The organism is Psychrobacter sp. UBA3068 (genome assembly GCF_002366815.1).
GTDB classification, from domain to species: domain Bacteria; phylum Pseudomonadota; class Gammaproteobacteria; order Pseudomonadales; family Moraxellaceae; genus Psychrobacter; species Psychrobacter namhaensis.
On record NZ_DFBY01000043.1, the window covers coordinates 1 to 24,300 of the forward strand.

The 24,300-nt window shown below is 45.7% G+C and carries 15 protein-coding genes; 8 read left to right on the top strand and 7 right to left on the bottom strand.

Translation table 11 applies throughout. From position 1 onward, the window contains the following. Positions 1-272 precede the first annotated feature (272 nt). Together B2P60_RS10160 and B2P60_RS10165 are read right to left on the bottom strand one after the other, a co-directional pair. Positions 273-935, bottom strand: coding sequence for an HAD-IA family hydrolase (locus B2P60_RS10160; protein WP_286741223.1), 663 nt, complete (start codon positions 933-935; stop codon positions 273-275). A 208-nt stretch (positions 936-1,143) separates the two neighbouring features. Then, positions 1,144-2,154, bottom strand: coding sequence for an RluA family pseudouridine synthase (locus tag B2P60_RS10165; protein WP_286741201.1), 1,011 nt, complete (start codon positions 2,152-2,154; stop codon positions 1,144-1,146). A gap of 1,226 nt (positions 2,155-3,380) precedes the next feature. Between B2P60_RS10165 and B2P60_RS10170 the strand changes: the two genes are divergently transcribed. Beyond that, entirely contained in the window at positions 3,381-7,547 is a 4,167-nt protein-coding gene (locus B2P60_RS10170; RefSeq protein ID WP_286741202.1) for an Rne/Rng family ribonuclease, read from the top strand. A gap of 161 nt (positions 7,548-7,708) precedes the next feature. Here B2P60_RS10170 and B2P60_RS10175 read toward each other — a convergent pair whose 3' ends face one another. Then, the gene (locus tag B2P60_RS10175) at positions 7,709-8,650 is read right to left on the bottom strand and encodes a DUF808 domain-containing protein (protein ID WP_193005385.1); all 942 of its coding nucleotides are present in this window, start codon (positions 8,648-8,650) and stop codon (positions 7,709-7,711) included. A gap of 526 nt (positions 8,651-9,176) precedes the next feature. On the opposite strand from B2P60_RS10175, the gene B2P60_RS10180 reads away from it, so the two are divergent. From B2P60_RS10180 to B2P60_RS10200, 5 genes are all read left to right on the top strand, one after another. Beyond that, positions 9,177-10,016: a DsbC family protein gene (locus tag B2P60_RS10180; RefSeq protein ID WP_286741203.1), complete on the top strand. Its 840-nt coding sequence runs from the start codon at positions 9,177-9,179 to the stop codon at positions 10,014-10,016. A gap of 271 nt (positions 10,017-10,287) precedes the next feature. Then, on the top strand, positions 10,288-11,646 hold the full coding sequence (locus tag B2P60_RS10185; RefSeq protein WP_230709953.1) for a homoserine dehydrogenase: 1,359 nt from the start codon (positions 10,288-10,290) through the stop codon (positions 11,644-11,646). A gap of 135 nt (positions 11,647-11,781) precedes the next feature. Further along, positions 11,782-12,963, top strand: coding sequence for a thiolase family protein (locus tag B2P60_RS10190; RefSeq protein ID WP_193005382.1), 1,182 nt, complete (start codon positions 11,782-11,784; stop codon positions 12,961-12,963). A 519-nt stretch (positions 12,964-13,482) separates the two neighbouring features. Next, complete coding sequence (locus tag B2P60_RS10195) at positions 13,483-14,331, top strand: DUF2382 domain-containing protein (RefSeq protein WP_230709951.1); 849 nt, start codon at positions 13,483-13,485, stop codon at positions 14,329-14,331. 251 nt (positions 14,332-14,582) lie between these two features. Next, on the top strand, positions 14,583-15,179 hold the full coding sequence (locus B2P60_RS10200; RefSeq protein WP_230709949.1) for a YsnF/AvaK domain-containing protein: 597 nt from the start codon (positions 14,583-14,585) through the stop codon (positions 15,177-15,179). Between the two features lie 98 nt (positions 15,180-15,277). Here the strand turns inward: B2P60_RS10200 and B2P60_RS10205 are convergent, their stop codons facing one another. Together B2P60_RS10205 and secA are read right to left on the bottom strand one after the other, a co-directional pair. Further along, complete coding sequence (locus tag B2P60_RS10205) at positions 15,278-15,823, bottom strand: hypothetical protein (protein WP_198335208.1); 546 nt, start codon at positions 15,821-15,823, stop codon at positions 15,278-15,280. Between the two features lie 324 nt (positions 15,824-16,147). Beyond that, positions 16,148-18,943, bottom strand: a complete 2,796-nt coding sequence (gene secA, locus B2P60_RS10210) for a preprotein translocase subunit SecA (protein ID WP_286741204.1) — start codon at positions 18,941-18,943, stop codon at positions 16,148-16,150. A gap of 519 nt (positions 18,944-19,462) precedes the next feature. On the opposite strand from secA, the gene mutS reads away from it, so the two are divergent. Further along, a complete protein-coding gene (gene mutS, locus B2P60_RS10215) occupies positions 19,463-22,657 on the top strand; it encodes a DNA mismatch repair protein MutS (protein ID WP_286741205.1) in 3,195 nt (1,064 codons plus the stop codon). 97 nt (positions 22,658-22,754) lie between these two features. Next, the gene (gene fdxA / locus B2P60_RS10220) at positions 22,755-23,078 is read left to right on the top strand and encodes a ferredoxin FdxA (RefSeq protein WP_286741206.1); all 324 of its coding nucleotides are present in this window, start codon (positions 22,755-22,757) and stop codon (positions 23,076-23,078) included. A 108-nt stretch (positions 23,079-23,186) separates the two neighbouring features. On the opposite strand, the gene B2P60_RS10225 is transcribed toward fdxA, so the two are convergent. Further along, on the bottom strand, positions 23,187-23,588 hold the full coding sequence (locus B2P60_RS10225) for a prepilin-type N-terminal cleavage/methylation domain-containing protein (protein WP_286741207.1): 402 nt from the start codon (positions 23,586-23,588) through the stop codon (positions 23,187-23,189). 280 nt (positions 23,589-23,868) lie between these two features. Then, positions 23,869-24,261: a type II secretion system protein gene (locus B2P60_RS12380; protein ID WP_414706661.1), complete on the bottom strand. Its 393-nt coding sequence runs from the start codon at positions 24,259-24,261 to the stop codon at positions 23,869-23,871. Positions 24,262-24,300 lie beyond the last annotated feature (39 nt).

Below are 24,300 nucleotides of genomic sequence, written 5' to 3' on the forward strand. Positions count from 1 at the left end.
AAGGACTGAGTCCTGTGCAGTACAGAAGTCAGTCCTTGATATAAACTTAAATCGTCCAACATTTGGGGGTCAGTTCAATCGTGATTAACGATAATCCCTTTTTTGTCATTTAAGGTCTCAAATGTAGCCGATGCTCAATAAAGTGGTTACACGGCGTGACTGGCATTAACTTTTCTTGCTTGCTGTGGCATTGCTGACAGAGACCACAAAAAATTTATGCCAGTCATCCTCTATCCTTTTTTACATTGACTTGACCATAGCTGAGACCAACACTATCCGCACAATAAATCTACTAATGCTTGCGGCGTGTCCACTTGATAAGTCGGGTTTTGTGCGGCTAGCTCTGCCCTAGAGGCTGTCCCGTAGTTGACCGCAATACTGGTCATACCCAGCTGCGTGGCCATCTGAATATCATAAATACTATCACCAATAAAAACCGCATCAGAGACTTGCTGCTGCGTGTGAGTCAAAATATCGCTAAGCATCTGCGGATCAGGTTTTGAACCTGCCTCATCCGCACAGCGCGTCGTGATGAAGTAGTCGTGACTTTGAGAGGCGTCTAATACTCGATCTAGCCCCTTCCTTTTTTTGCCTGTGGCGACCGCCAGACTTTTACCGTTATTTTGCAAAGTCTGCAACATACCTTCTATCGATGCGAAAAATGGGGTGCGATGACTGTTCGCAATATAGTAATCAGCATAACTTTGTTGAATGGCGAGCTTTTGCGTGTTATTTGCCTGAGGATATAAGATGTCAATGCCATTCATTAAGCTAAGCCCGATAATGCCTTTGACTGCCTTATCAGTGGTCTGAAATCCATGCGCCTCTCCTGCTATATGCATGGACTCAACGATTAAGCCGATTGAGTCCATCAGCGTCCCATCCCAATCAAAAATAACCAACGTTTTGTCTGCTAAGTCGTGACTGGCTGTCATTTGAGAGTTTTTAATAGGCGCGGGCGTACTGGTGATAGAGGGCTTACTCATGAATTTACCTTAACAAATAGCGATAATAAATGGCGGATATAGAGACGGATACGAAAACGTCACGATGGCTTATTAATAAAAATAAGTTGTCGTGACGTTTCATAAGAATGCTTAATAAATAGCAGCAAGTTTGAGTTAAGAGCCGTGTGTTGCTAGCTTACTCAGGCAACGTGGTTGACTCTGGTAGCCAGTCAGCCATATCTTCTGGAAGCGGTGCGGTAATGGTCTTGTAGCCGGGAATATCTAAACGCCACGCATGTAGACACAGACGATGGACGCCTGATTTGTCATGTACGTTGTACTTATCATCACCCAAGATAGCGTGACCAATGTGGGCCAAATGCACACGGATTTGATGAGTGCGACCCGTTAATGGCTTGGCTTCGATCAAACTAACCGGTTGATCTGCCAGCATAAAGCGATCATGGATAATGATATCAGTTTGGCTTTCTTTCGCTTGTGGGTCTTGGCTATCTACTTTGACGCGGCGCTCACCACTGGCAAGGGTATAACGTAGCAATGGCGCATCGACACGTTGCTCATTCAGCGCAGGCTGTCCTTTGGCGAGACATAAATAGTGCTTTTGAATGGTTTTGTCGACGAGATGCTGCTGCAATGTCTTTAGCGCTGAGCGTTTTTTGGAAATCATGAGCAGCCCTGAGGTATCTTTATCGATACGATGTACCAGCTCTAGGTACTTTTTACCCGTCACTTCGCGCATGGCTTCAATGACCCCAAAGTCCAAGCCACTACCGCCATGAACCGCAATACCCGAGGGCTTGTTCAGTACTAGCATGCCCTCGTCTTCATAGACCACACGTGCCAGTAAGCTTTTGGCAAATTCTGTGCTGATGATTGGTTTTTCACGCGTTGCCAGCTCTACCGGTGCAATACGAACCACATCTTCACGCTGTACTCTATCATGTGCTTTGCAGCGTTTATTATTGACGCGCACCTCATCGGAGCGAATCATTTTATAGATGTGCGATTTTGGTAATCCTTTTAAGCGATTAAGCAAAAAATTATCCAAGCGCTGGTCATGCTGATGGCGGGTGACTTCAAGATAGTTCACCTTGCCAAAGTTGCTGATTTCATCGTCAGCGCTTTGTGGGCGTGTTTTGCTATTAAAAATAGCAGGGGCTTCATGGGTAGGTGCATCGTCAGTCATTTTTGAGTTCGTCATTTTTAGTTAGGTGTTTACACAAAGATTTGCTATAGTTTAGCATGTTGAGCGACAATTAAGCAGAAGCTGCGGCAATAATCATTGTTGTCTCAGACAGCCCATCACCATTTTTACGACTTGTTAGTAAAGAGGGATAAGCTGTATACCTTGCCGATGTTGGACACCTCATCTGATTTTAGGGCGCGTTATTTATTTACAGATATCATTTATAGATATTAATAAATATGACCCCATAAATTAAAGAAACCGTACTGAGTTGACCGAGTAACATCAAATAATCAGTACCATAAAATAATAGTGACACTAAATACCTTTGTGTTCATCAGTTTATTGTTGATAAATTTGGCAAAGCGCCTGTTTAACGACACAACTAATGGCACTACATTGACTCACAACCCGCATGACAACGACTTAATTTGATAACTGTTTATTATTTAATACCTATTATTCAATACCTAGTTATCTGATGGTCCTTTACGCGAGCGCAGTTGAGCAAGTATAGGTGGTTTAACGTTAGGATCGAGAAGTATGTCGATAGCTGCCTAAGTATTGGTGGTCAAACAGATGACGATAAAGAAGATATAAGCCAGCACCACACCGATAGTTTGGTCATTTATTCTGTTTGCCAAGTACGCCCCGCTGATAACTAAAGCTGCCACCCTAACCTATAGACCCAAGATAAGATTGACGTTATACCTGAGAGAACGATAAATAAAGAGTAACCAATTGCTTCACCTAAATAGATAATTGCTGGTACTGCTATTTCATAAAATAGCACTCACAACAGCGAGAGTATTGTTAGACTTTGATGGATGGATTGCAACAGTACGATACTACTTTAGTATCAGTATTTTTAAACCAGTAACTGACAGGCCCTACTCTTACAAAGTACGCTGCCATAGCTACCAATAGAAAGAACTTACTGATCCTTTAATAGTACGCTGATGCATTAGTACTTAAAGCAAAACTACCAATAATAGGATATAAACACATAGCTTTACACCCTATAGCGTTTATCTCCACATTAGCATTGCTCATGTACTCTAGGTGAAAAACAAGCCATTGAAAAAGCCAGCGCGCTTTATAAAACCCATGATTTACGTTCTACCGTTAACTAAAATTTATCCATGCTAATGTAAATATTAGCCTTACTTGCCCTCACGCCCGAAAGCCCGTCTCATCGTTGTTATGCGTACTCATAGGATACCAATATGAAACGCATTTTGATCAACGCCACTCAAAACGAAGAAATTCGTGTCGCCTTATGTAAAGGCAACCATCTGTACGATTTCGACTTAGAAAACCGTACCCGTGAACAAAAAAAATCCAACATCTATAAAGGGCATGTAACTCGAGTCGAGCCGTCACTTGAAGCGGTCTTCGTCGAATATGGCTCACAGCGCCAAGGTTTTTTACCGATTCGTGAAATCTCAGCCGAATACTTAAGCGGCAATCCTCGTGATGAAAACATCAAAAAACTGATCAAAGAAGGCGACGAGCTCATCGTCCAAGTCGAAAAAGAAGAGCGCGGTAATAAAGGCGCTGCGCTATCGACTTACGTATCATTAGCGGGACGCTATCTGGTACTAATGCCAAACAACCCTCGCGGTGGTGGTATTTCTCGTCAAATCTCGGGCAAATTGCGCGAAGACATGAAGCGGATGCTCAGCAACCTTGATTTGCCAAAAGGTATGAGCGTTATTATTCGTACCGCTGGTATTGGTAAAACGCAAGAAGACTTACAGCACGATTTGAACCATCTACTCAATATCTGGCAAGCCATCCAAGAACAAAACCAAAAATATCCATCACCGCGTTTGGTTCATCAAGAAGCAGGCGTCGTCACCCGTGCTGTCCGCGACTATCTGCGTGATGATATTGCTGAGATTTGGATCGATAATGAAAACGCTTATATCGAAGCGGCAGGTTTTATCGATGCCGTCATGCCAAAGCAAGCAGAAAAACTGCGCAAATACACCGATTATGAGCCGATGTTTTCACGCTTTAATATCGAAAAACAAATCGAAACCGCTTATCAGCGTGAAGTTCGTCTGCCATCAGGCGGCTCCATCGTTATTGACCAAACTGAGGCACTGGTTTCTATCGATATCAACTCAGCCAAATCCACCAAAGGCTCAGATGTCGCTGAGACCGCCTACCACACCAATCTAGAAGCAGCCGATGAGATTGCTCGTCAGCTACGTCTACGAGATATGGGCGGTTTGATCGTCATTGACTTTATTGATATGAATGATAACAAGCATCAAAAAGAAGTCGAAAAACGACTGATTGATGCTACTAAGTACGATCGTGCTCGCGTCCAGTTTGGTGACATCTCTAAGTTTGGTTTGATGGAAATGAGCCGTCAACGCTTGCGCCCGTCCTTAGAAGAGTCAACGGGTTATATCTGCCCGCGTTGCCATGGCAACGGTATGATTCGTGACTTGCGCTCATTGTCATTATCGATTATGCGTCAGATTGAACAAATCGCGCTAAAAGAACGTCAAGGTGAAGTGCAAGCAGAAGTACCGACTGACATCGCGGCGTTTTTATTAAATGAAAAGCGCGACAGCTTAGTGTATCTTGAGCAAGACAGTGGTACCCGTATCACTATTTTGCCACACGCGCATTTAGAGTCGCCAAACTTTAAGTTGCACTTCAACCGCGATGGCTTTGCCCCATCAAGCTATGAGCGTATTACCGATACTCAGCAGCAAGAACACAGCGATCTTGGCTACAATGTGGATTGGCAAACCGCTGAAAAAGAACGCCCAGAGCAGCAGCCAACCCGCCAGCCACGTCAAGTAGCGGACAGTAAAGCTGCCAATAAATCAAGCAGCTCGGTTGATCAGCGTAATCATAAAAATAGCAACAGTGTTTCATCGACGCGTGCACCGCAGGCCAACCAAAATCAAAGTGTTGCCACACCTGCCAAGCCAGTCGCCACGCAACCGACTAGCGTTGAGAGCAGTGCCCAACCACAAGCCGTTGCGTGGTTGTCTAATCTGTTTGCTCAAGCGCCGCAAGCCACAACGACACCTAGCGTGAGTAGCAGTGATGCAGCAGAAGCCATTGAAGCGCTAGTCAATACAGGCGCACAAAGCTTAGGGTCATTTGGACAAGTTGATAGTAGTGCGCTGAATAACGCCCCACATAAAGCGCAGGCCACTCAGCACAACGACACTCAAAAAAATGACGATCAACAATCGGATAGTAATGCCAATCGTCAGCAGGCGCGTCGTAGTGCAGACAGCAACACTGATGATAGCAATAATGAAGACAGAAGAAGACGTAAACCACGCAAGTCTAGATCTTCTAAGCCGCGTCAAAGAAAAGAGCAAGCGGATGAGACCAGCAATGACGTGAATAGCAACACCGAAAGCAATGGTTCAACTGTCACTGCAAGTAACGCTGATGACAAAACCTCTGACAATCAAGACAAACGTCAGCAGGATAACAAGCGTACTAATGATCGCAATCGTAACCAGCAAAATAGTAATCGTCAAGATAATAAGCGCAACGCAAACGAGCGCAACCACTCTGAGGAGAAAGACAGCAATACCGCCGATGAGCAGACACGTGCTAAGCGTAAATCGCATAGCCAACGTGGCTCACGCGGTAAATTGGAGCGCGGCGAGACGCTAACCGCTGACAATGTGAAACAACATAATCAGCAGGCGACTACAGGCACTAACGGCAGCAAAAATCAATCGAACGCCCGCCGCAATCAAAACCCCAACGAAGTCGTGCTACAGGTCAATGAAGCGCCGGTTGAGCTTAAATCGCCCGAAGTTGTGCATTTGTCTTTAGATGACAGCAAATCATCACAGAGCAAGTCTCAATCTGCTAAGCAACCAAGCCCAGCAAGTGAGACGTCGAAAGAGGACGTCACAAAAGCGCCTACTACTCAGCAGCAGGCTAATCAGCAAGGCAATGACAAGCAAAGCTCGAGTGAGAAAAGTGCTGACAAAAGCGGCTCTGATGCAAAAGTTACAGATAAAAGCTCTGTAGCAAACCATGAGGCCAAGGCTGATGAGGGTAAGAGCAGCGCTAGTGCAGATAAAGGACAAAATAACGCACCAAAAACTGACCCCGATGCTAATAATGCTGATGACAAAAAGTCTGCAGTAGATGAGCAGCCAGCATCTAAACACAAGACGAACAGTCAAGCTGATAGCTCAAATAAAGCCAATGCTAAAGTCGATAGCACGCCAGCACACCCTCAGGAAGCGAGCGTGGCCAATGACGTTAACGAGAGTGAGAAGACCCAAAACACTCAGGACAATGCCCGTGCAGTAGAGGCTAGCAAGACAAGTGATTCAGCGCTTCAGCTGACACATGAAGCGCTGTTTGCGGCGCGCTACGTGACCGCCGAGAAGTTTGGTCAAGCCAAAAATGACCCTCGCGTGGTACGCAGTCAGCAGACGCAGTCACAAGCCGCGCAACAGCCACAAGCAAAAGTGCAAGCAGCGGTGAGTGTGCCGACTATTCGCGGTACAGTGGGTGAGTTTATTCGTGCAACACTACCAGAGGCGCAAACTCGCTTAGCAGAAGACGGGGTTATTAGCTGCTTTATCGATACTGTCGCCTTGTATGCTGGAAAAGCAAAAATGGCTGATAACGATACCAACGTTGATAGCACGGTGAGTAACAGTGGCAGGAACAACGAGATGGCTAGTCAGAGCTTTGACTTTAGCAACTACGGTTATCAGCCATTAGCCACGGATTACCTCGCGCGCTTTGAGGCGATGACTCAGGCTGTCAGTCAGTTTGCAGCGGCACAAGGCAAAACGGACGTTGAACCACGCGCGATTGGCAAACGCGCAAGTAACGATCCACGAGGTCAGCATCCGGACTATCAGGAGCCAGCGGTCTTAAGCGTTCCTTCTGAAAAGGACGCTGAGAATGATGTTGCCGCCCATGACGTTGAAGCGACGGCGCTTGCCAATCAAGCGCAGACTGATGATATCAGTGCTGATAGCGAACAGCTATTAGAGGCAGATCAAGCGCTAGCACAAGCGCCTAACGAGCATGCTGATGATGAAACTGCTGAGGTAAAGCATACGGAGACAGCAGAGACAAATATCGAAGGTAATGATGTGGAGTCTGCTGCCGCTGAAGAGAGCAAGCAAGCGGCTGACTCTGAAGTAGAACAACCTACTAAAGAAGAAAATCAAGCGGCCAAATCGAAAACTACGATTGCCAGCTACAAAAACATGATCGAGAATGTGGCAGAGCAGCTTTTACCACAGACCGGTATGTTTAATTTAACCACACCAAAAGTGCCAAAGGCACGCAGTCGCAAGCCTAAAACGGAGCATAAAAAACCGACGCAAGCTGAAAAGCTAGAGTCGGATGCAACAGACAGCGACAGCTAAATCTGTAAGCCCAAAGGCAAAAGCCCCAAAGTTGACAGCAACTTTGGGGCTTTTTTATTTTAAGCTTTCTTTACTGTGAAAATTAATGAATAGCGCTTATTTAAACAATCATGTCATCGATCAAGAAAGCAAAGTGACAATCAGATAGTAGGATTGGTAAATTAGTGTGCAGAAGACGCTTTGTCATCCTTACCACGCACGTTACCAATGGTCGTAACAATCGCCACCACAATAGCACCGATAATCAGCCCAACCAGTCCATTTAATAACGTCGTGGTCAAACCTTCAAACACCCCAGTGAGATGGGCAATGTCTTCTACGCCATAATGCAAAAAGCCGATACCGTGTACGATAATACCGCCGCCAACTAAGAACATCGCAATCGTGCCCGCTATCGATAAAAACTTCATAAGCTTGGGCGCGGCCGCGAGCATAAACTCGCCAAACTTGTGTTTGCTGTCACCTGCTTGTGATTTCTCAATCAGATGCAGACCCGCATCATCAATCTTGACAATGCCTGCAACCAAGCCGTAAATACCGACCGTCACCACAGCAGCCACTATCGAGAGCACGATACCTTTTTGGACAATATCGCCACCAGCAGCTGTGACCGCGCCTAAAGAGATGACAATAATTTCAGCTGACAGAATAAAGTCTGTCCGTATCGCGCCTTTAATTTTATCCTTTTCAAAAGCCACCAAATCTACGGTTTCATCGGCATTGGCTTTGCGATGGGCATTTTGCTCTTCATCATGCGGCAATAGCGTCGGCCAAAATTTATGAATGACCTTTTCAGCCCCTTCATAACTCAGATACAGCCCTCCTATCATCAGCAGCGGGGTGATCAACCACGGTATAAAATAGCTGATCAAGAGCGCCGCTGGCACTAAAATCACCTTATTAACGGCCGAGCCTTTGGCGACTGCCCAGATAACAGGCAGTTCACGACTTGGCTTCACACCAGTCACCTGCTCAGCATTAAGTGCCAAGTCGTCTCCTACCAAACCCGCTGTTTTTTTTGCCGCGACTTTAGTCATAACAGACACATCATCCATCAATAGACTTATGTCATCAAGCAATAGTAATAAACTGGCACCTGCCATGTGTGCTCCTTAGCGTACGTTTAATTTGTTAAAATAAATAATTTTAAAAGGTGATTAGCAGTAGCCTACCTAGGCAGACGATGATATTAAATAGTACAAATGTATCTTGTCTTTTGAGTTTGTGCTTATTAATATCGCTATCATCAAAGCGCTTGATAAGGAGTAACCTGCTGCTGGAACAAGTGTTTTATCCCATCGAACGATTTTATAAGCACACGCTAGAGAAATAGTTACCAGTAGCATATGGTTATCAGTGTGACAACTAATGCATCTGTTCTATGACGCTCCACCCCTAAGATGACTCTATCTATTTACCCATCTAGACGACTCACCTGTAGCGGTTATTTATGATAAATATGCTAATATAGATGACACCCCCTCTTATCTTTTTTAGTCAATAAATGATAGAAAGCCCTGCAAAATTAACCCTTTAAAACACCATCCATACGCCTTATTATGTAGAACCATATACCCTTTTTTCTAAAAAACGAATTCATATTTAGGCAGCCGCCTACAGGACACCCCTATGTCATCCCCCGTAACAAAAAACATTTTTTCGCGCAGCCGTTTATCTCGTTTTATGATGGGCGCGTTGCTCGTGGTTGTGGCCGCTGGCTGCTCAAATAATGCAGCGGACGCAACCAACAACACCAGTGTCGTCAATAGTACAGAAACCAAGGTCAGTGCTGCTAAAACGTCAGCTGATAGTGACCCTGAAGTGGTAAAAGCGTTACAAGCAAATTTAAACGCTTCTGGCATCGAAGAAAACATCGTATCAGCGGTGCCAACGGATATGGAGGGTATTTATTGGGTCACGGCTGATGGGCTGCCGTCTTTTTTCACTGACACGTCTGGTAAACATATTATTCAGGGTCAAATCATCGCGGTGGGCGAAGCAGCCCCAGTTGATATCAGTGCTGCACTGGTTGCCAGTACCGCGCAAGAAGCCCTAAAAGCGGTGGATAAAAAAGAGATGATCATTTATCCGGCGAAAGGCGTGACTAAATCGGTGGTTTATGCCTTTACTGATGCAGACTGTGGCTACTGTCGTAAATTGCATGAAGAGATGGCGGATATCAATGCGCGCGGTATCGAAGTACGTTATTTGGCGTGGCCACGCAGTCAAGAGTCCGTTCCAAAAATGGAAGCCATCTGGTGCAGTCAGGATCGCAATGCCGCCATGGATCAGGCAAAAATGGGCGCCAATGTACAAGCGCCTAACTGCGCCACTCCTGTCCAAGAGCACATGGCGTTAGGGGCAAGACTGGGTGTGCGTGGTACCCCTGCTATCTTTACGGAAGCAGGACAACAAGTGGGTGGCTATCTCCCTGCGGCGCAGTTGGCTCAAGCGGTCGGTGCTGACTAAAGGGTTGCGCTATGACTTGATACCTTATTGGTATCTGTGAACATGGCGACATTGTGTAGACGTCACAACTGCTTGTCGGTATGATAGGATAAAGCGCTATGAAAAATCAGCAGCACACTTTTATTTGAGCACTTTTTATTCAACTATAATGAAACAGAAGTAAAACTGCTACTGTCAATATGCGCGCAACTAGTACGCTTAGCACCGCAAGTGAATTTGACCCATAACAGTTTTATAGTGACTTCATTATATTTAACCTTTTGAGGATACTGTGAGCAATTCCATCAAACTAGCGATACTTGGTCTGGGCACCGTCGGCACGGGTGTGATCAACCTAATCAATGACAATTTAGATGAGCTAAAACGCCGTAGCGGACGCGATATTATCATTACCGAAGTGGGTACGCGTCGTCAACGCGATGATATTGATTCAAACATCATGCAAAACAGCGATTTGATGGCCATTGCGGCAAGCGATAATGTCGATATCGTAATCGAAGTGATTGGCGGTACCACCTTGGCCAAAGACCTCATCATGCACGCCATCAAAAACGGTAAGCATGTGGTGACCGCAAACAAAGCGCTGTTGGCTGAGCACGGCAATGAGATTTTTGCTTTCGCTGAAGCCCACAACGTCCATGTCGCTTATGAAGCAGCTGTGGCAGGCGGCATTCCGATTATCAAAGTGATGCGTGAAGCGCTGGCTGCCAATAAAGTCGATTGGCTAGCAGGTATTATCAACGGTACTGGCAATTTCATCATGACCGAAATGCGGGACAAAGGTCGCCCGTTTGCCGATGTACTGTCTGAGGCGCAAGAGCTGGGTTATGCAGAAGCAGATCCAACGTTTGATGTTGAGGGTATTGATGCCGCGCACAAATTGGCCCTACTCGCCTCTATCGCCTTTGGTATTCCTTTGCAGTTTGACAAAGTTTACTGTGAAGGGATCACGGGTATCACCTTGCAAGATGTGAACTATGCTGAAGAGCTTGGCTACCGTATCAAACACTTAGGCTTTGCGGTACGCCGTGATGGTCAAGGCAATGCTGACGATGCGGGTGTTGAGCTACGTGTACATCCAACGCTTATTCCGCAAGATGCGTTATTGGCCAATGTCAACGGTGTAAAAAACGCTGTGCTAGTCAACTCGCATCCGCTTGGGCAGACGCTCTATTGTGGTGATGGTGCGGGAGCTGGCGCGACGGCATCGGCCGTCATGGCTGATGTCATGGACTTAGTTCGCGTGCTGGGTAGCAAGGATAACGACGAGCAAAGCAACAGCGTTCAAAACAACCATGGTCATCACGTCCCGCATCTGGCGTTCATCCCTGAACAGCTATCAGACACCCCGATATTACGGGCTGAGCAGATGATTACTGGGTATTATTTGCGTGTACATGCTTATGATAGCCCGGGCGTATTGGCTGATATCACGCGTATCCTAAGCGATGCCGGGATCAATATCGATGCGATTTTACAAAAGCCTGCGCACAAAGTAGGCCAAGTACCAGTGATTATCTTAACGCTACCTGTGGTTGAGAGTCAGATGAATCTTGCCATCGAAAAAATTGAAAAATTAGACACCATTACTGATAAAGTAGTACGCATTCGCTTAGATGAGCTTGCATAAGCCAGACACTTAGCAGACCCGTTACTTAGTGAGCGAAACAGTGGATAATTAGTAGTTACGTGACAGTTCATAAGCACTTGTTTTTACTATCAGTAAAACACTTTCATTTAAAATACGTAAAAGGGAATAATAACGATGTCAAATGATGCAATTGTAATTTTAAACGGTGCCCGTACTCCAATGGGCGGCTTCCAAGGCGCGCTAAAAGATATGAGCGCGACAGAGCTTGGTGCTGCGGCCATTAAAGCTGCTGTCGCACGCTCAGGCGTTAGTACTGACAACATTGATGAAGTCATCATGGGCTGTATCTTAACTGCAGGCTTAGGCCAAGGCCCTGCCCGTCAAGCAATGCGTAAAGCGGGTCTATCTGATGCAACTGGTGCCGTGACCATCAATAAGCTGTGCGGTTCTGGTCTAAAAGCAGTGATGCAAGCCCATGACGGTATCAAAGCGGGTAGCTTCGATGTGGCAGTGGCGGGCGGCATGGAATCAATGACCAATGCCCCTTACATCATGCCAGGCGCGCGTGGTGGCTATCGTATGGGTCATCAAGAAGTCAAAGATCATATGTTTTTAGATGGCTTAGAGGATGCTGAAACGGGTAAGCTCATGGGCAAATTCGCTCAAGAGATGGCCGACGAAAAAGGCTATACGCGTGAGCAGATGGATGAATTTGCTATCGAATCGCTAAATCGCGCGCTCACAGCGATTAAAGACGACCACTTCAAAGACGAGATCGAGCCCGTGACGTTTAAGACGCGTAAAGGCGAGCAAACGGTCGATACCGATGAGCAACCTGCCCTTGCCAACGCTGAGCGCATCCCAACTCTGCGTCCAGCATTCGCAAAAGACGGTACTATTACCGCGGCAAACGCCAGCTCAATCTCAGATGGCGCTGCTGCTGTCGTGGTCATGAAAGAGTCGCAGGCAAAAGCGGAAGGTCTTGATTATCAAGCCCGCATCGTTGCTACTGCTTCAAACTCACGCCACCCAAGCGAGTTCACTATTGCACCGATCGGGGCGATTGAAAAAGTCTTAGCTGGTGCTGGCTGGTCAGTGGCTGATGTCGATTTATGGGAAATTAATGAAGCCTTTGCGATGGTTACCATGGCTGCCATGGATGAGCTAAAAATTGAGCATACTAAAGTAAACGTCGAAGGCGGCGCATGTGCGCTGGGTCATCCAGTAGGCTGTTCTGGTGCCCGTATCCTCATTACGCTTATTAACTCGCTCAAACGTACGGGTGGCAAAAAAGGCGTGGCGACGCTTTGTATCGGTGGCGGCGAAGCCGTGGCTGTAGCCATTGAATTGCCTTAAACTTGAATTGCCCTAAACGTGGTTAGCGTTAAAACTTGTTCCAAAATCCAAAATCCAAAATCCAAACTACGAATAGCCGTATCAATTCGCTTAGTATAAAGTTTTACGACGTTTAAAACGTTTACTTATTTTCTTACTCCTTGCCTCAAAACCGCAGCGCTTATTGCCCTGCGGTTTTTTCGTGTTGGTCTTATTTTCAAGCAGGTAGAACATTGCGTTATGTAAAGGTACGTTAACTTATTGGCCTAGGTGGGGTGCCACACTTACAGCCTATTACACGCAATTACTGCAAGCCCACACTTTGCTACCTTGCTCATATATCTCATCCAAAATCATGATGTTACGATAATTACAAGTTGAGGTAGCGGCTAGGCGCAAACTGGCTAGCCAACTACTGACATCGTTTTACATCAATTTTCGTTCTATAGAAATTTTTGTAATGAAGCAATTTACTCTTAGAAGTTTTAATATTTAAAAATATAACTATTAAACATTAACTCATAAAAAAGGAAGACAATAATGAGCCAACTAATCCGTTTAAAAGATATTCAAGCCACTCACCGTGACCTTATTGGTGATGACTATTATGATCCAACTCACAAAACCGCTTATGGTGTCAACGAAGAAAAAATCGGTAAAATCGAAGGTGCATTGGTAGAAGACACGACTGGTCGCATTCGCTATTTGATCGTTGATGCTGGCGGTTGGTTCAGCTCAAAAGAAGTGCTAGTACCCGCTGGTTTGGCACGTATTGTTGGCGATGATGTATTCTTTGATAGCTTGACCAAATCACAAGTGGAAGCCATGGAAGAGTATGATCACGATTATCAGTACAGCTATAAAGAACAGTACGAAAAAGATCGCCAAGCATTTACTGCCGATACTGTCCCAGCAGCAGAACGTATGGACATTGAAGATCATGCCTATGATGCGCCAAACACACTAGAGCTATTAGAAGAACGTTTAACGGTCAATAAAGATCGTATCGTGGCTGGCCTAGTGAAAGTGGGTAAACATGTCATCACTGAAGAGCGTAACGTCGATGTTGAGCTAGAAGAAGAGCACGCGAACATTCAACGTACCAACGTAGATCGTCCAACCGATCGTCGCATTGGTGATGGCGGTGTAGATGACACGGTCGAAGTTCAGCTAGAAGCCGAACGTGCCCGTGTTGGCAAAGAGACGTATGTCTCTGAAGAAGTCAGCGTTGGTAAGACCGCTGAGCGTCACACTGAAACAATCGTTGAAACCATTCAGCGTGAAGAGTTAGATGTTGACCGTGAGGGTAATGTTGTTGACCGCGAAGGCAACATTGTAGACCGTGATGGCATCACTGCTGAAGACGTGCGCCGCGCTCGTGGTATGTAATCAGCTAATTTGTCACATATCTTGTAGCACTATTCTACGAAAAAATAGAACTATGTGACTGTTATAAGCAGCTGGATTTTTATTCAGTGATTAAGGCCAGAGCACGTCTCTGGTCTTTTTTATGCTTCTCTATATTGCGCTTATTTACAAGACTGCGATCATCAGCACTTATAAGACGATAAACACGTCAAACAACAAGAAAGATGTATGGAAAGTACTTTTCAACATTTGATAATAATAAGGAGATCAAAATGACTACCGATAATATTAATACCCCACCTGAGCACAAGTTAGACAATTCCCAGGATAAGCTAGACACCGATCACCAGTCCCGCCTTCAACAAAAAAATGAGGCAAATAATACCGGACAAATCGGCCATCTAGAGCTATTAGAAGAGCGTCCTGTGGTCAATAAAGAACGTTTGGACGTCGGCAAAGTGACCGTGACGAAGCACACTCGCACCAAGACTATTGACGTACCGATTGAGCTGGTAGAAGAATACATCACTGTACGCACTGAGTTTCATGATACCGAGAGCCAAGACTTACTCTCTGGAAATTACGATGAAAAAGACGTGTTACGTCATGTTGAACCAGCGTTAGATAGCAAAGCGGTTATCACTGTTAATGATAAGCAAGTTGAGATCGGTGAGGCGCCTATTGAGATAGTAGTCTCACGCCAAGTGGCAACAGTTACAAAAGATACTTATGCCGTTCAAGAAATTGATATTAGTAAAAGCACGCACACCCATACGGATAGTATCCAAGTGTCGCTTCAGCATGAAGAGCTTGATGTTAAAGAAGAAGGATTTTTAGAACATGAAGCTGGGACTACTTACAACAAGTAAGACTCTGGTTTTTTGCCCCTACCGCCAAGCCCCTACCATTAAAAAAGCAACGCGAACGTTGCTTTTTTATTCTTATTCAGTGCTGTAATGAACTTAGCTTATATCGAATCTTCTTCTGTTTTTTTACACTCATAAGTGCTTATGTCTGCTGTATCCACGCCTGCCGTACGCATCACACCTGTTTCTCGGTCATCATGGGCGACGCGCCATTGTACAAAACCTTCGCCACCATCAATGGCAGTTTCTGCTTTAAAGACTTCAGGGTTGGTCGCATCGTTGGTCTTAACTAACGTGGCTGTGCCTTTATCGGTGTCAATGATGACTTGCTTCCCAGCATCTTTATAAGTGGCTTTGACCGTAAGCTCAGGGGCACATAAATAAGTAATCTGACTTACGCCCCCATTAATAGAAGCAATGGTGTCGCTTTCTACTTCATTAACGGTCGCGTCTTCACTATTGACCAACACATCACTAGGTTCTGCAGGATCCGCAGACATGGGTACTGATTGCTCTGCACTGATGCTGTCCTCTAAACTTGGCTCTGGCTCTTGCTGCTGTTGACAGGCGCTGATGGTTAGTGCGCCAGCCAGCAAACCCGTTAAGGCAATAGAGGTGCGGCGTTGTTTTAATAATTCTAAATTCATAACACTCTCCAAAGTAAATATGCTAAATACTATAGCGTGTCCATAAATGCACGCCTATGTTGAATTTGTAAGTAATCGCTACAAAGCGCTCCATAACTTTAAAATAGCAGATTTTTTGCTCATTAAGAAGCGGCCTAATCCTTTAGCGCATTCACAAAAAAAGCCCCTATCTATTTGAGATAAGGACTTTTGATTACCTACTCACCATATCTGCTTTGCAATCTTTACGCCAATTTTAAAAACTTGGGTTGCTAGGCAAACAAGTACGATCTTTGGTAGATTTCACCAGTTCATCGCCGCTAATCATGAGTGATGAGCTAGGTATTAGATTTTACCATGGCATTGCTTATACTTAAGTCCTGATCCACAAGGACAAGGCGCGTTACGACTGATATTCATACCGGCATAAGGATTTGACTCACTAGCACTGCTGCCATTACCGGCCATAGCGCCACTCACAGCGGCCGCCGCGCCGCCTGCCAGCGTGCGGTCTTGTGGCTGTTTTGCTACTTTATCGGCCGAGGCACTGTCTAAATTATCCACCTCATTGTGTTCAAACTGCATTTGCATCTGCGCTGCATTCTCACGTTGCTGGGCTTCTAATGCTTCTAGCTCTTCTTTGGTTGGGATATGCACACGTGATAGGTCTTGCACCGTCTCAGATTTAATGGCGCCAAGCATCATTTGGAATAACTCAAACGACTCACGCTTGTATTCTTGCTCTGGGTTTTTCTGCGCATAGCCGCGCAAATGAATCCCTTTACGCAGCTGATCCATTTGCGTTAAATGCTCTTTCCAATGCTTGTCTAGGCTTTGCAGCATAAAGTGACGCTCAAGCTGGGCGGCATCTTTTTCGCCCATCTGCTCACGACGACTGTGATAACGATCTAGCGCGGTTTGAATGATTTTGGCGCGTAATCCTTCTTCATCCAAGCGGCGATCTTCATCTAGCCAATCGTTGATTGGCATCGATATCTTAAACTCATCCTCAAGCTCATCTTCTAAACCATCGACATTCCACTGGTCATCGATAGAGCCTGGCGGAATAAACTGACTAATCAGAGCGTTATAGACTTCATGATGCATCACTTCGATGGCCTCCAACAGATCCATCTCTGCCAGTAAGTCATCACGCTGACTATAGATAACTTTACGCTGCTCATTGGCCACGTCATCATATTTTAGTAGATTTTTACGGGCATCAAAATCGCGACTCTCAACTTTACCTTGCGCGTTTTCAATCGATTTGGACACCATTTTGTGCTCAATGGCTTCGTCTTCTTTTAGACCCATGGCACGCATCATATTGACCACGCGATCCCCTGCGAAAATACGCATCAAGTCATCTTCAAGCGATAAAAAGAAGCGTGACATACCAGGGTCACCTTGGCGACCCGCACGACCACGTAACTGGTTATCGATGCGGCGCGACTCATGACGCTCAGAACCAATGATATGCAAACCACCAGCGGCCACCACTTGATCATGCTTGACTTGCCACTGCGCTTTTAGGCGCGCCATTTCTTCGGGACTGACCGCATCAATGTCTTCGATAAACGACTGCCAATTACCGCCCAAGATAATATCGGTACCACGGCCCGCCATGTTGGTCGCGATCGTGACCGACTTTGGACTGCCCGCCTGCGCGATGATTTCTGCTTCACGCTCATGCTGTTTGGCGTTCAATACATTGTGCTTGACGCCTTCTTGATCGAGCAAGTAGGACAGCTCTTCACTGGCCTCAATGGTTGCGGTACCGACCAGTACTGGCGCACCTTTGGCTTGGATTTCTTTAATCTCGCGAATAATGCCTTTGTATTTGCCTAGCTTGGTTAAGAAAATCTGGTCATCCATATCGATACGAGCAATCGGCTCATGCGTTGGAATCACGATGACATCTAAGTCATAGGTTGATTTAAACTCAGCCGCTTCGGTATCCGCAGTCCCCGTCATGCCAGACAATTTGTCATACAGACGGAAGTAGTTCTGGAAAGTCGTGGTGGCCAGCGTTTGGTTTTCTGCTTGAATCTCGACGTTTTCTTTGGCTTCCATCGCTTGATGCAGCCCTTCAGACCAGCGGCGGCCCGGCATGGTACGACCGGTGTTTTCATCAACGATGACCACTTCACCATCATCAACGATATAATGAACGTTTTTGACAAACACATGATGGGCGCGAATGGCGGCTTGCACGTGAGCCAGTAAGGGTAAGCGGCTTGGGCTATACAAACTTTCGTTTTCACCCAGCTCGCCCACTTCGATTAAGAAACGCTCAATTTTTTCATAGCCTTTTTCGCTAATCTCAATCTGACGATTTTTTTCATCAATCCAGAAGTCTTCTTCTTCATTATTCTTATTGGCTTCTTCGTCTTTTGAACGTTTGAGCACAGGGATAATGGTATTAATCAGGGCGTACATACGTGACGAATCTTCGGCTTGACCCGAGATAATCAGTGGCGTACGTGCCTCATCAATTAAGATAGAGTCAATTTCATCAATGATACAGAAGTTCAGCGGGCGCTGCTTTTTTTCGCTCAGACTAAAGACCATGTTATCGCGTAGGTAGTCAAAACCGTATTCGTTGTTCGTACCGTAAGTAATATCGGCTCGATACGCATTGATCTTCTCTTGTGGCGGCTGCTGTGAATAAATCACCCCAACGGACATGCCCAAAAAGTTAAATAAAGGACGGTTTAACTCGGCATCACGCGCGGCCAAATAATCGTTGACCGTGACCAGATGGACGCCTTTATCGCTGATCGCATTGAGATACATGGCCAAGGTGCCCATCAAGGTTTTACCCTCACCAGTCTTCATCTCAGCGATTTTGCCTTCGTGCAAGGTGATACCACCGATCAGCTGCACATCATAGTGACGCATACCATTGACTCGTAGCGATGCTTCGCGGCAGACTGCAAACGCTTCTGGTAATAAGGCATCTAAGCTTTCACCGTTTTGGTGGCGCGCCTTAAACTCTGCCGTTTTTTGTTGTAATTGCTCATCAGATAGGGCTTGTATCTCAGCCTCTCGTGCGTTGATCTTGCTGACCACTTTGCGCATGCGCTTTAGTTCGCGGTCATTTTTCGTGCCAACAACACTGCCTACAATCTTTGATAACATAATTTTTTGACCTATGGAAATATTCGATAATTAGTGCGTATTCGCCAACGCTTAGCTCGCCGCCTTGTCATCATCCAGCACAGTACCATTTAGTGAGGCACTGCCTAATATAGTCAGCTCAGTATAAAAGTGGTACATCCGTTAATGGTGTTCTACTGGTATAAATCTGTCTCGCTCGCTGTTCGCAAGTGTGATAGATGCCTCAAAATTCATACCAGCAGAACTCTTAGCTTTTTCAAGGGAACCGACTATACAGTGTCGCCTAATGAAGTATCGCCCAATTAAGTGTGCCGTCATTATATATGGTTATGACGCTGATGGATACAAGGGCAAAGGCCAGATATTTGCCGACGTAAAAACGCAACCGGACGTGTTAAAATAGTGTTTATAGGCTGAATCTTTCAAGCGTTTTCATTGCCCCTTTAAGCGGAGTAAGTGACCAATCCTCACCTGCTATTTATTCTTATAAAAATACCCATTGCGCCGCCAGTAAACCCATTTAATCATAAGAGATCCTGCATGTCCGTTAAGCCCGATGCTCAATCCCCTACTCTCTCAAAACCTGCGCCAGCAAAATACGCGGTATCAAAACAAGACACTACTGGCCCGTTATCCGCTGATCGATTAGTGATAGGCGATGCCGTTTATCACTTGGCCAACCATACGCCAATGATGGTGCAATATCTAACCATGAAAGCCAACTATCCACAAGCACTACTGCTGTACCGGATGGGCGATTTTTATGAGCTGTTTTTTGATGATGCTAAGCGCGCAGCCCAGATATTAGATATCACCTTGACCCGCCGTGGCACTGATAAAGCCGGCAACACGATTGCCATGGCAGGTGTGCCATTTCATGCAGCCGATAGCTATATGGCAAGATTGATTGCGGCTGGGCAAACGGTGGTGGTGTGTGAGCAAATCGATGAGTCAGCGACTAACAGTACAGCTGACAGCGCATCCAGCCTTCCTAATATGGGCAGCAAGCAAAAGAAGGATAAAAGCAAGCCTACCATCATGCGCCGAGAAGTGGTCAAAACCCTGACGGCAGGAACCATCACCGATGACGCCTTAATTGCGCCCAACCACACCCCAACCGTGGTCGCCATCGACCTCTCCATTCCCACAAAATCTACTGGCAAACAGCCTTTGCAAGCTGCTATTAGCCAGATGGATTTGGCCGCTGGCACGCTCACCACACAAACGCTACATGCCAATCACGATGATGTGGAAGGGTTACAAACCCAAATGCTGACGGTGCTCGCACGCTTTGCTCCTAGTGAATGTATCATTAGCGAAGCGCTCAATGAAAAAGCGGGAGAAAACTGGTCGTTGTGGTTACGGCAAAACCTTGACTGTCCAATTATCGAAGTCGCGGCCAACGACTTTCATCGTGAGCATGCGACCACGACACTTTGCCAGCAGTTTGAGGTGCAGCGCCTTGATGGTTTGGGTGTGGCAGATAACCCACTGGCTCAATCTAGCTGTGCAGCGCTGATACATTATGCACGGCAAACCCAGCAGCGTCATGTGCCGCAAGTCAACCAGCTCATCGTCGAGCACAGCGATGACTACTTAATTATCGATGCGGGTAGCCAGCAGAATCTTGAGCTGTTTACACCTGTCAGTAGCACTGGCACCTCATTAATCTCTGTACTCAATCACTGTCAAACTCCGATGGGACGACGCTTACTCGTGCAGCAAATTAAGCGCCCACTACGGCAGCATGACCGTATCAATATGCGTTTAGACGCGGTAGCCAATTTACTAAATACAGCCAATCCGTCCAGCCCCTCTGATCAAAGGATGACAGATAACCGACTTGTCACAAGTTTGCGAGAGACGCTAAATACCATTGGCGATATTGAGCGTATCAGTAGTCGTATCGGCCTGATGAGCGCCAAACCTCGTGATTTGCGTAAGCTTGCTGACGGCATCAAAAGTAGCGCCCATCTCGCTACTCTACTGACGGACGCAGGCATTAGCCATGAAGATGCAGGTTTATTATCAATGCTAATGCAGCAACTGCCTGCCCAGCTACCGGTCGTACAGTCCGTCGCCGAATTGATTGAGCGCGCCATTGTCATCGAGCCGCCCGCGCATATTCGTGATGGTGGCATGATAGCTGCCGGTTTTGACAAAGAGTTTGATCGCCTGACCCATTTGCATGACAATATTCAAGTCACTCTAGATGAGATGGTAGAGCGTGCGCGTCAAGACAATCAACTGCCGAGTCTCAAAGTTGGCTTTAATAAAGTCAGCGGTTTTTATTTTGAGCTGCCTAAGATGCAGGCAAAAAATGCGCCTGCTCATTTTATCCGCCGACAAACGCTTAAAAGTAGCGAGCGCTTTATCACCGATGAGCTAAAAGACGTTGAAACAGAGTATCTGAGCGCGCAAACCTTAGCTTTGGCTCGTGAAAAAGAGTTGTACCAAGCGCTACTAACCGACCTCAGTAGCCATTTAGCGGCGTTGCAAAAACTAAGCGCGGCTATCGCCCAAATAGATGTGCTAAGCAATTGGGCACAGCTGGCTATAAATTACCATTGGCAGGGTCCAGTGATGGGCAGTGATGCAAAGGACAATAATGCAAAGGACAGTAGTGACTTAGAAACCAATCACTTAGAAAACGATCACTTAGAAAACAGTAGTCATGTAAAGAAAGACAGTCAAACCAGTATCGATATCAAACAAGGCCGTCATGTCGTCGTCGAAGCCGCGTTAAAGCCAACGAACACTGACAATCACAGTCACAGTCACAGTCACACGCGGCAAGCCAATCATTTCGTTGCCAATGATTGCGCACTGGGCAGTAGTGAGCATCCTGAGCGCCTGCTGATGATTACTGGCCCTAATATGGGCGGCAAATCGACCTATATGCGCCAAACGGCGCTTATTGTTTTGCTCGCCCATTGCGGCAGTTTTGTCCCAGCCGCGCAGGCTCGTATCGGTGATATCGATCGTATCTTTACCCGTATTGGCTCAGCCGATGATTTGGCTGGCGGCAAATCGACCTTTATGGTGGAGATGATTGAGACGGCTAATATCTTGAATCAAGCCACTAATAAATCACTGGTACTAATGGATGAGGTCGGGCGCGGTACGGCCACCACTGATGGTTTGGCAATCGCGCATGCCTGTGTCAATCGATTGCTAGAGATTGGCTGCCTGACGTTATTTGCCACTCACTATTTTGAGCTGACGCAATTGGCGGAGCGTGCTGAAAATAACCAAAGCAGCATTCGTAACGTGCATGTTGCCGCTAGTGAAATCGATGGTCAGCTGCTACTCCTCCATCAAATTAAAGAGGGCGCTGCCAGCTCCAGTTTTGGACTGCATGTGGCCAAGATGGCCGGTATCCCGACTCAGGTTTTAGATGATGCCAAGCGTTACTTAGATACTCACTTAGAGGTAGATGACTTAAAGCGAGACAGTCTAACAGCGACCACGCTATATGCAGAGACACCCGCACCCTTTGATGACAAAAATGACTTAACTAAGTCAGTAAACGATAAACGCCAACATGCAAAGCACCATGAGTCAGCAGAAGCCAATGTCCACCATATTAATGAAACACAAAACATGACTGACATTCCAAAGCAAAATCAGCTGTTTAGCTTACAAGATGAGCTGAGTGCGATTGATCCTGATAGCTTAACACCTAAGCAAGCGCATGACTTACTGTATCATCTAAAGAAAATCATCAGTCAGTAAAGGGAATTGTCAAATAGCCGTAAAGGCGCTAAAATACGCTTTATTTTCGACTATTCTATTTAGCCATAAGCCAAACCAATAACAGGTAGACCTCACTATGACCTTTGTCGTTACAGATAACTGCATTCTTTGCAAATACACCGACTGTGTGGAAGTCTGTCCTGTGGACTGCTTTTATGAAGGACCGAACTTCCTCGTCATCGACCCTGATGAGTGCATCGACTGCGCGCTATGCGAGCCTGAATGTCCAGCCAATGCCATCTTCTCAGAAGATGAAGTGCCAAAAGGGCAAGAGATGTTCACTCAGCTCAATGAGGAGCTGGCACAAAAGTGGCCTAACATCACCGAGATGAAAGAGCAACTGCCAGAAGCTGAAAAGTGGGACGGTGTAGAAGGCAAGATTCAGTATTTAGAGCTGTAGTAAGTTCTTTAAAACTGCTTAAAGTATTAAAATAAAGAAAACCATCTAACGGTGATATGCGGTTAGGTGGTTTTTTATTATGGGTAATTTAAACAGTATGACATAGAGTTATGGCAATATATGGCAAGACGCACCATTCGGAATATCACATTCGATACGAGCGTTTGAAGGCGGTTTTGCAAGAGCGATGACTTTTTGTTGTGTAGCCAACGTCCAGCCCGTCGCATCGGTGATGCTTACGCAGGCACTAGGCATAGGCGCGGTGGCGACAGTATTGTCGTCTTGGTCGTTGAGTAGATAATAGATATGGTTGCTATAGGCTTTAACTTCAGACATACAGGCGCTCTGCTGCGTCTTAGCGATATATTGGTTATAACTGGGAATAGCAATCGCTGCAAGTATACCGATAATAGCGACGGCTATCATTAGCTCTATCAGAGTATAGCCAGATTGAGTGGCGATACAGCATGATGTATGACCATTTTGGACAGCTGGCAAGTATAGTTTCATGGCGTTATAATCAATTATAAGTATAACGCTATAGTGCAGGGATTGTGCCAGCTGGGTTTAAGGTTGTTTTAAGCACAAAAAAACCAAACAGAGCGTTTGGCTTTTAATGTTAAACGAGACGCTTTGTAGGCTGGGTCTTTAACCCAGCATTTTAACCTTCCATGATGGGAGCGGGGCTAGAAGCCCAGTCTAAGCTTGCTTGAAAAGCCAGATATTTGCAATATCCGACTTTTCATATTTATTTTGACAATTTCTAGAAAAAAATCAAATAAACGTTTTTTTAATTAATAACATTTGAGCTAGTTTCACACTTCCCTGAAAGTACACCACATTCAATACTCGGGTTTTCACCGTTAATTACTTTAGCTGTTACCTGAGTGTCAGCAGTAATTGTACTATCTCTAGTCAATTCTGGATCATTAGCCTGTATTACACAGTTATCAGTATTAAAATCACCGGTGTCTGGCTTAGGACTAGCAGTAGTATCAGTAGAAGGATCATTTAGGTACAAGTTTAGTTTACCTGTATAATTTTTTGCAGTTGCCATACACTGAGTATCAACAGAACGCTTAGTATAGTTCTGATAAGCAGGAATAGCGATTGCCGCTAGAATACCGATAATAGCAACCACGATCATTAGTTCGATTAAGGTAAAACCTTTTTGAGCGTTCATAGACATGTCCTTTTGGATAATATGGCAGTAGAGTTATTA